At 57.2% G+C, this 432-nt stretch carries 1 protein-coding gene; it reads right to left on the reverse strand.

What is annotated here, in order from left to right; translation table 11 throughout:
• Nucleotides 1-244: 244 nt before the first annotated feature.
• Entirely contained in the window at nt 245-421 is a 177-nt protein-coding gene (locus tag ACWGS9_RS35400) for a substrate-binding domain-containing protein (protein ID WP_454509503.1), read from the reverse strand.
• Nucleotides 422-432 lie beyond the last annotated feature (11 nt).

Here is a 432-nt window from a genome sequence, read left to right on the forward strand (position 1 = left end):
GTCGATGGACAGTCCGATGTCGCCGTCGAACAGGCGCTCCCAGCTCTTGTCGATGCGGACCTCCTTCCGGCAGCTGTGGCCAAATTCGTCCTGCCCTCGATGGTGATCGTCCGTTCCACCGCCGTCTCTTTGTCTCCGAACAAAACGATGCTGATGGACGGCTCAAGCCTAACAACCCGTGTTCGACCCCAGAGAAATTACCGGTTTCCTCCCCGAGGCGCTCGATGTCGCGGTGCGGGAGGCGCTAAGGAAGCGAACGCCGTGTACTACCCCGCTCTACCAATTGAAATCCTACGTCCACGACTTGCGGTGAAAACGAGTTGCCTTTGAGGCGGCTTACGATGAGTTCTGCAGGCTTTCTTCCAAGACCTACTCGGTCGACCCTTACGGTTGTCAGTGAAGGATTGATTGCAGCAGCGATCGTGAGATCGT

Source organism: Mesorhizobium sp. Arg314 (genome assembly GCF_053714275.1).